Origin of the sequence: Clostridium sp. ZS2-4 (assembly GCF_026719745.1) — a bacterium.
Lineage (GTDB): Bacteria > Bacillota > Clostridia > Clostridiales > Clostridiaceae > Clostridium_H.
On sequence record NZ_JAPPRQ010000003.1, the window covers coordinates 1 to 2,489 of the forward strand.

General features: G+C 29.1%; 1 protein-coding gene and 2 rRNA genes. 2 read left to right on the forward strand and 1 reads right to left on the reverse strand.

Features of this window, described 5'->3' with window-relative positions:
• Together OIO11_RS00220 and rrf are read left to right on the forward strand one after the other, a co-directional pair.
• Positions 1-93: ribosomal RNA gene (locus OIO11_RS00220) — 23S ribosomal RNA — on the forward strand; the annotation flags it as partial.
• Positions 94-175: 82 nt separating this feature from the next.
• Positions 176-292, forward strand: a 5S ribosomal RNA gene (gene rrf, locus OIO11_RS00225).
• Positions 293-402: 110 nt separating this feature from the next.
• Here the strand turns inward: rrf and phnD are convergent.
• Positions 403-2,145, reverse strand: a complete 1,743-nt coding sequence (gene phnD / locus OIO11_RS00230; protein WP_268069329.1) for a phosphate/phosphite/phosphonate ABC transporter substrate-binding protein — start codon at positions 2,143-2,145, stop codon at positions 403-405.
• Positions 2,146-2,489 lie beyond the last annotated feature (344 nt).

The following is a 2,489-nucleotide window of genomic DNA, read 5'->3' on the forward strand; positions in this document are numbered from 1 at the left end:
GACCCCTGAAAGACTATCAGGTTGATAGGTTGGAGGTGTAAGTACAGTAATGTATTCAGCTGACCAATACTAATAGGTCGAGGGCTTGATCAAAAGTTTAATTCACTGTGCAATTTTGAAAGAATAAAAAACTTTCACTGGTAACTGTATACTGGTTACTGGCAACTAGAAAAAATCTGGTGGTTATGGCTTGAAGGTAACACCCGTTCCCATTCCGAACACGAAGGTTAAGCTTCAAAGCGCCGATGGTACTGCACTGGAGACGGTGTGGAAGAGTAGGTCGCNATTTTTTCATAAATAATATATAAATTAAAAGCAGAAGTAAATTATAATTCGCTTCTGCTTTTTCAGTGAAAACGTGTATTTTATAGATGCTTGGAAAGTATCTATAAAATAATTATCTTAGTTATCTAATTGTCTAATAATATTGTATCGCTCATCAGTAGCTTCTATAAATCCGGTTATAGGAGAAGTTAATTCATTATTATTTTTAAATGCTAGAAAAGCTTTTTTTAATTTATCATAAATTTCCTTATCAAGATTAGGGCTTGCTGCGAGAGCGTCTTTAGGTATATCTTCCGTTTTAGAAAGGATATTTAATTGATTAACATCAATACCCATTTTAGAAGCATTTTCTAAAGCTTCGTTATATGTTGCTCCGCCATCAAGTTCTCCAGATAAAATTCCTTTTATAACGTTATCATGACTTCCCATAAAAGAGACTTTATTAAATATATTATCTGGATTCAAGCCATTTTCTTTAAATATATGTCGTGCATATAGATAACCTGAAGCACTATTAGCATCTACATAACCAAAGCTTTTATTTATCAGATCTTTTATGTTTTTTATATTAATGGTTTTCTTTGTAATTATAAAACCATTATATGTAGCTTTACCATTAACTTTAGGAGTTACTATAGGAGTTATTCCTAACTTTTTATGTGCAGTTACATATGCAAAAGGAGAAAACCAACCTATATCAATAATGCTATTTTTAATACCCTTACTTAATTCATCATAATTTTTAACAATAATAGTTCTAGCCTTGTATCCTATATCAGAACATATTTTTTCTAAAACAGGCATGTACATTTTTTTTATATTTTCAGGAGATGTAAAAGGATTTATACCAAATATTATCTCATTATCTTTTTTTAATTTAGAAGAGTAGTTTTGAATTTGGTCTGCCATATTTACTAGTTTTGAGCAGAAATTTAATACTTCCTTATTTTTATCTTCTTGAATATCTATCATTTTAATAGACTCTTCTGTTACAGAATGAGTTTCGTCTACAGCTGATGCCACCATATTCAAAGAGCTTTGAATTTCATTTGATGTTGATATTTGAGTGGTAGAAATATTCTTTAATCCATTCATAGACTGCTTAGTATTTTCAACAATATTTTGAACATCTGAAATAGCCTTAGCTGCATCAAGAGAGACTGTTTTAACATTATCAATTTCAGTTACGCAATTTTCAATAGCTTTATTGGAGTTTTCTACTTCAGATAGTATTTCTTTTACAATATTCTCTATTTGTGATACAGCAGTATCAGTTTGTTCAGATAACTTTCTTATTTCATTAGCTACTACAGAAAACCCCTTTCCTGCTTCACCGGCACGAGCCGCTTCGATTGAGGCATTTAAGGCGAGTAAATTAGTTTGACTTGAAATTTTCTTTATGTAATCCACAAAATTATATATTTTTTTCGATGAATTTTGAAATTCAGTATTACTTTTAGAAGCATTGTCAATCTCTTTGTTTAAATCCATTACATAGTTAGCAATATTAGAAAGCGTTTGTCTATTTTTATCTAATATTTCAAGTGATTTTATGGAATCTTGTTCAACTTGTACAATTTCACGGTTTAGTTTGGATGATATCTCTGTAAATTCGTTAATTCCAGCGTTAATCTCTTGTATATTTGAAGAATTCTGTAGGCTGTAAGTACTTATTTGTTTACAAATCGTAACTAAATTTACAAAGGCTTTCATACTGTCTTGAGATAGCCATAGTAATTGTTGAATATCAAAGTTTAAGCTTTCAAATATAGTAAAGATTTCCTCATATATAGTATTATTTTCCATAGTGTTTTGTTTATTTTCTAAAATATCTTGTTTTCTTTTTACAAAGTTAAACATAGAACTTCACCTACTTAATTAAATTTTTAATATATACCTCTAATTATACCATAATTAGTTAAAACAAGTAGTTATTTCAATATAGAATATATTAATACAAATATTGAGATCACAATACCAAGATATAAGTTACAAGAAATGCTATTAATTGTATTAAAGCTTCGCTGAAGTCTTTTCATAAATAGATTATTGAACAATAAATATTGATAGTTCAATATAGAGTAAGTAAAATATTTTTAGGCAAAAAATAAGGAAAGGCCGCCAGCAATTACCTTGCCGGTAGGCCTTTTATTCATGTCAAAGACTTTTTATAATTATAGTTACCCAACAACAAATATAGAAAG

Coding starts and splice junctions, on each gene's coding strand:
- phnD (WP_268069329.1), bottom strand. CDS start 2,145: ATGTTTAACTTTGTAAAAAGAAAACAAGATATTTTAGAAAATAAACAA.